Origin of the sequence: Microcystis sp. M31BS1, from assembly GCF_020245285.1 — a bacterium.
GTDB classification, from domain to species: domain Bacteria; phylum Cyanobacteriota; class Cyanobacteriia; order Cyanobacteriales; family Microcystaceae; genus Microcystis; species Microcystis panniformis.
The window spans coordinates 1-4,743 of sequence record NZ_JADBVE010000317.1 but is presented as its reverse complement, the minus strand read 5'-3'; the positions used below and the strand labels follow the sequence as shown (position 1 = coordinate 4,743).

7 protein-coding genes and 1 pseudogene are annotated in these 4,743 nt (G+C 41.3%); 3 read left to right on the top strand and 5 right to left on the bottom strand.

All coding sequences use genetic code 11. The features are described 5' to 3' along the window. From IM509_RS18165 to IM509_RS18155, 3 genes and pseudogenes are all read left to right on the top strand, one after another. The coding region (locus IM509_RS18165) for a hypothetical protein (protein WP_272079373.1) at window positions 1-222 on the top strand (222 nt) is incomplete at its 5' end. Window positions 223-254: 32 nt separating this feature from the next. Beyond that, window positions 255-1,277, top strand: a pseudogene (locus IM509_RS18160) (protein kinase domain-containing protein); the annotation flags it as partial. A 183-nt stretch (window positions 1,278-1,460) separates the two neighbouring features. Next, window positions 1,461-1,937: a GUN4 domain-containing protein gene (locus IM509_RS18155; RefSeq protein WP_072925920.1), complete on the top strand. Its 477-nt coding sequence runs from the start codon at window positions 1,461-1,463 to the stop codon at window positions 1,935-1,937. Between the two features lie 169 nt (window positions 1,938-2,106). Here IM509_RS18155 and IM509_RS18150 read toward each other — a convergent pair whose 3' ends face one another. The 5 genes from IM509_RS18150 to IM509_RS18130 all read right to left on the bottom strand — a co-directional run bounded on the left by IM509_RS18150 (window position 2,107) and on the right by IM509_RS18130 (window position 4,432). Beyond that, window positions 2,107-2,496, bottom strand: coding sequence for a type II toxin-antitoxin system VapC family toxin (locus IM509_RS18150; RefSeq protein ID WP_052277193.1), 390 nt, complete (start codon window positions 2,494-2,496; stop codon window positions 2,107-2,109). Continuing rightward, window positions 2,493-2,690: a hypothetical protein gene (locus IM509_RS18145; protein ID WP_052277192.1), complete on the bottom strand. Its 198-nt coding sequence runs from the start codon at window positions 2,688-2,690 to the stop codon at window positions 2,493-2,495. Before IM509_RS18145 ends, IM509_RS18150 begins: the two co-directional genes overlap by 4 nt. A gap of 106 nt (window positions 2,691-2,796) precedes the next feature. After that, window positions 2,797-3,051, bottom strand: a complete 255-nt coding sequence (locus IM509_RS18140) for a type II toxin-antitoxin system VapC family toxin (RefSeq protein ID WP_072925922.1) — start codon at window positions 3,049-3,051, stop codon at window positions 2,797-2,799. After that, the gene (locus IM509_RS18135) at window positions 3,048-3,347 is read right to left on the bottom strand and encodes a hypothetical protein (RefSeq protein ID WP_052277190.1); all 300 of its coding nucleotides are present in this window, start codon (window positions 3,345-3,347) and stop codon (window positions 3,048-3,050) included. The genes IM509_RS18140 and IM509_RS18135 overlap by 4 nt, the downstream gene beginning before the upstream one ends. A gap of 404 nt (window positions 3,348-3,751) precedes the next feature. Beyond that, window positions 3,752-4,432: a hypothetical protein gene (locus IM509_RS18130; protein ID WP_158499360.1), complete on the bottom strand. Its 681-nt coding sequence runs from the start codon at window positions 4,430-4,432 to the stop codon at window positions 3,752-3,754. Window positions 4,433-4,743 lie beyond the last annotated feature (311 nt).

The following is a 4,743-nucleotide window of genomic DNA, read 5'->3' as shown; positions in this document are numbered from 1 at the left end:
AGCACCTCGGTTGAACTGGATGTCCACGCCCTTTTTCAGAATATAGGCACCCAAGCTACAAAGCGGTATTTTTTACCTAGGTTGGGACGGGTTGCCTACTTCTCAAGATACAAGGTTGGGTTGAAGCATGAAACCCAACACAACCAACAGCTAAGACAGGAAACCCAACACAACCAACAGCTAAGACAGGAAACCCAACATAACCAACAGCTACTTTTTTAACGTCAACCCAACTACTTAAAGGAGTAAAAACCATGAGTCTGTGTCTCAATCCTAATTGTTCCGCCGCCAATCCAGATGGCAATAAATTCTGTGAAAAATGCCGCTCTAAATTGTTTTTACAGGAGCGTTATCAAGCAATTAAATTAATTGGTCAAGGAGGATTTGGTTGCACTTTTAAAGCGGTAGATTATAGTAAGCCTTCTCGACCTTATTGTGTGATTAAACAGTTTTTTCCTTCGGTTCAAGGGACTGATACAATTGAGAAAGCCTCAGAATTGTTTGAAAAAGAAGCAATCCAATTAGAGAAGTTAGGAAAACATCCCCAAATTCCTGAACTTTTCGCTTATCTCAATCATGATGATGACCGTCAATATTTGGTACAAGAATATATTGAAGGACAGAATTTAGAACAAGAATTAAGAAGTCAAGGGGTATTTAATGAAGCCAAGATTAAAGCTTTATTAACAGATATTTTGCCCGTTTTAGATTTTATTCATAGTCAGGGAGTAGTTCACCGAGACATTAAACCAGAAAATATTATTCGACGTAACTCAGACAAGAAGGCGGTTTTAGTAGATTTTGGCGCGTCTAAAGTTGTTACACCTCTTAACCGTTCTGTTACTGGTACGGTAATCGGTTCAGCGGAATATATCGCCCCAGAACAAGCTAACGGTAAGGCGAATAATCCCAGTGATTTGTATAGTTTAGGGGTCACTTGTATTTATTTGTTGACTCAGATTTAACCCTTTGATTTATTTGATACCAGTGACCATGAATGGATTTGGCGACAGTTTTTAGTCAAAAATAATGTTCGGGATGATTTAGGACGCATTCTTGATAAAATGATCGAATTTGGGACAAGAAAGCGTTATCAATCAGCGCGGGAGATTTTACAAGATTTGACGGGACAATCACCAGCAACTTCTATATAAATACCAAAAACTCCCGTTATTCAAACACCACCACCGCCTAAAGTTGCTGCTAATATTGTGCTTAAAAGTGCTAGGGAGGTTAACTATTCTCAATTACAGCAACTCTTAAGTAGGTGGGTGGAATTAAATATAAGATGAACGTAGGTTGGGTTGAAGCATGAAACCCAACGGCCGATTATGTTACGCTACCGCTAACCCATCCTACAAATAATTGTGCCTCCCTACTTAAGTACCTAGGCAAAATTATTTACACATGACGATCATTGCCCCGTAAGGGTTTTAGCTCGATCGGGCAGGTAATTAATTTTGCATGACTACTTAGCAGCAGAAAACTGGAAAGAAGCAGATAAAGAAACAGGGGAAGTGATGTGTCGGGTCGCCGGAAGGGAAAGCGAAGGATGGTTGAGAGAAGAGGACATTGATAATTTCCCCTGTGAAGATTTACGAACTATTAACCAACTTTGGCTAAACTATAGTAGCGGTAAGTTTGGCTTCAGCGTCCAGAAAGAAATCTATGAGAGTCTTGGTGGCACGAGAAAGTATAATAGTGAACTGGAAGTGGAAGTATTGGAAAAGTTCGCCGATAGCGTCGGCTGGAGACAAGGAGGTAGGTGCTTGACAGGCCGACAGTTGACTTTTAATTCAGCAGTCTTTAATTCAGCAGTCCCCAAGAGGCACCTACCCGTACCTGGGGTTTTCGGCGGGGAGAAAAGTGTGTTACTGGGTATTGCTGCTTGTGGTGTGCCTTTTCTCGCGCAAAGACTTGTAAGCTGTAGGATATAACAACTTGAGGCAATTTGTCAAGCTTAGTTTTGGAGATTTCTAGAACGAAAACATAGGCTTTTTCCTACTTCAATACCTGGCACTGGTTGCTGTCATCAAGCTATCGATTTCCAGTAGTAAGCTACTTTGCAGATAAGTCAACTTTTAATTCTCGCTCTTCTACTATTCTTTACCCCTGATCAATAAACGGATTTTTAATATTTAAACCGGAAATCCCCTTAAAATCATCAACATTTCTAGTGACCAAACATCCATTTTGGCTCAATGTTGTCGCGGCAATAATGGCATCGGGAATCTTGATTTTATACTGTCGTTTCAGTTGAATAGTCAGATCTTCAATTTCTCTCAATATGGGAATTGATTCAAACTGTGAGAGTAAATCTTCAATTATCTGCTCTTCTTCCTTAGATAAAGTAGGAAAACTGAGTAACTCAATTCTGACAATTGGTGAGATAAAAATCTGATGCAAACTCAAAAAAGCTTGGGAGAAAAAAGAAGTAACTAGATCGTCATCGGCTAAATAATAAATAAAAATATTGGTATCATAGACGTATTTCATCCATCCCACTCCCGACGAAGAGACTCCACATGAGATAGCATTGCCGCCTTTTGCTCCTTAAGAATACCTTTGGCTTTAACCACCTTTTGATAATCTTTTTGCCAAAGCTGAAGCAGTGAATCTGGCACATCTGCTGTAATGAAATTTTCATCTTCAGCAATCAGATAATTCCTTGGTATTTTAATCAGTGGCACAGCTTTTCTCCTAATACCAAACAGTATTTAATGTCTCTCTCTGTCATAGACTATCATTATATATCATCCTTTCCTCATGAATCCCTAACCTCCCAGAAAAATCCAATCATCGCGGCGGTAATCCAAAAATAGTAATAAGTAAAGACTGTAACCAATTAATCGATGCTTGAGTTTGCTCGACCGTCATCCGATTTCTTCTTTCTGCGACTAGGAGAGTATTGACAATCTCTAAAGACCAAATTTCGGGAACAAATGCTTCGGCGTTTGGCATTATGTCTAATACTGCGTTAGCATAATCGTTATCTTCATCGACCAAACACCAGCTAATTGCTACCGAACAATCTAAAACGAACTCAATCAAAACCGTCTCCCTTCTTCTCGCATGGCACGAATTTCACTTTTAGGTAAAGCTACAGTTTTTTGAAGGTGGCGCATTCCTGAAATAGCTTGGGTAATAGATTGCTCTACTACTGGGTTGCCCCAAGCATTATAGCGAGGTTTTCTTTCCTCTTTTCTACTTGCTAAATCTTCACTGACTTCTTGAACCGCTTCAACGGTTACTGTAACATTTACTTCAGTTTCTTTAAAATCGGACGGTATATCTAAATGTAAGATTCCATCTCTACCAATCTGAGAACGTGGTTTAATTGTTGGCATATTAAAACCTCGTATATTCTTATCCTTTTGCCCATTTATAAGCAGGTGAATATTATAAATTTGATTCTACATCACCACAGGTTGTGGGTTCCAATGCTCCTCGTGTCTAATTGAATTTGTCCACCTGCCTATCAACCAGTATTTGAAGTCTCTGTCATAGATCATCATTATATATTATCCTTTCCCCATGAATCCCTACCCTCCCAGAAAAATCCAATCATTGCGGCGGTAATCCAAAAACGGAAACGGACTAATAAAATAGGGGCTTTTCCCACAAAAAGATGTAATCCGAAAATAGAGGGCAGTATCAACCAAATCAGTCGCCTCATCCGGTTCCATCATCACCACCTTAAAGCCGCTGCCAAAAGGATGCGGCTCTTCTGGTTTCTGTGTGGAAACGAGGTCTATACTGATAGTTTCTTCGACAAAATAGTCCTAAAAGTGTTACCCGATAAGCATTTCACGATTCCATAAGCAAAAATTATCACACAAAGTCGAGAAGAGCCAGGATGCCGCCCCGTCGGTTCCTTCCCCCCATTGAGGAAGCGCAAACAACCTTCACCCCCATTCATCTGCTGGTACTTGCCACTAATCCACCTCCCAGCATTCTCCAAGTCATCCAATTCCAGATAGGCACAATTCTCCTCGCAGGGGACGCTGAAACCATCCTGATAGCTGCCCGTCACCGTCTGATAGCGGTACGACTCCGCCGCCCCCCAAATGCCATCAATCCGCACTACCGCCGTCCCTGCTAGGGTTGCGGGGTTAGGCATCTGTCTTAAGGGTACATTGCCCAAACCGGGGATGTCAGCCACAAAACTGCTGCCCCAATCAGCAAAATTGCCGATCGCGGCTTGAGAAATGCCCGGAATGGCGCTGATAGGGAACTGAGACAGGTCAATCCCATTCAATTGCCAGTTACCGACAAGGGGATTTTCAGCTAAAATCTCGCCCAAGCTGCGATCGCCAGCCGCCAAGCCTGCTGCTGCCAACAACTGCTGGACTGGCGGAATCTGACTAACAGCCCGCTGCCCCAAGCTAGGAATTGCTGCCACCAACTGCTGCAATGTCTGTTCCCCCAGCAAGGGATATTCTGGTTAATAAAACTAACCTTAAGTAGGGAGGCACAATTATTTGTAGTGGTTTGTTTCAGTTAATTTGGTGTATTAGAAAAATGCTATAAATTCTATAATCTAAGACTTTAAGCCGAAATCTATTGCCCTATTTTAGCTGAAACAGTAAACAGTTAAACAGGGGGAGCATCTCACCTTTGCAATGAGCATAAATACTTAGTAGAAAAATAGGCTTTTCGAGGGTAATTCTTGTTTTAATTCTCCATGTACGCGGTCTTTAAAAGCCTCTATTTCGTTCCAAGACACGATTAAGAGTGGCTTTT

Bases quoted from the DNA above. Each gene is read 5' to 3' on its own strand.
- IM509_RS18150 (WP_052277193.1), bottom strand. From the start codon at position 2,496: ATGAAATACGTCTATGATACCAATATTTTTATTTATTATTTAGCCGAT.
- IM509_RS18135 (WP_052277190.1), bottom strand. From the start codon at position 3,347: ATGCCAACAATTAAACCACGTTCTCAGATTGGTAGAGATGGAATCTTA.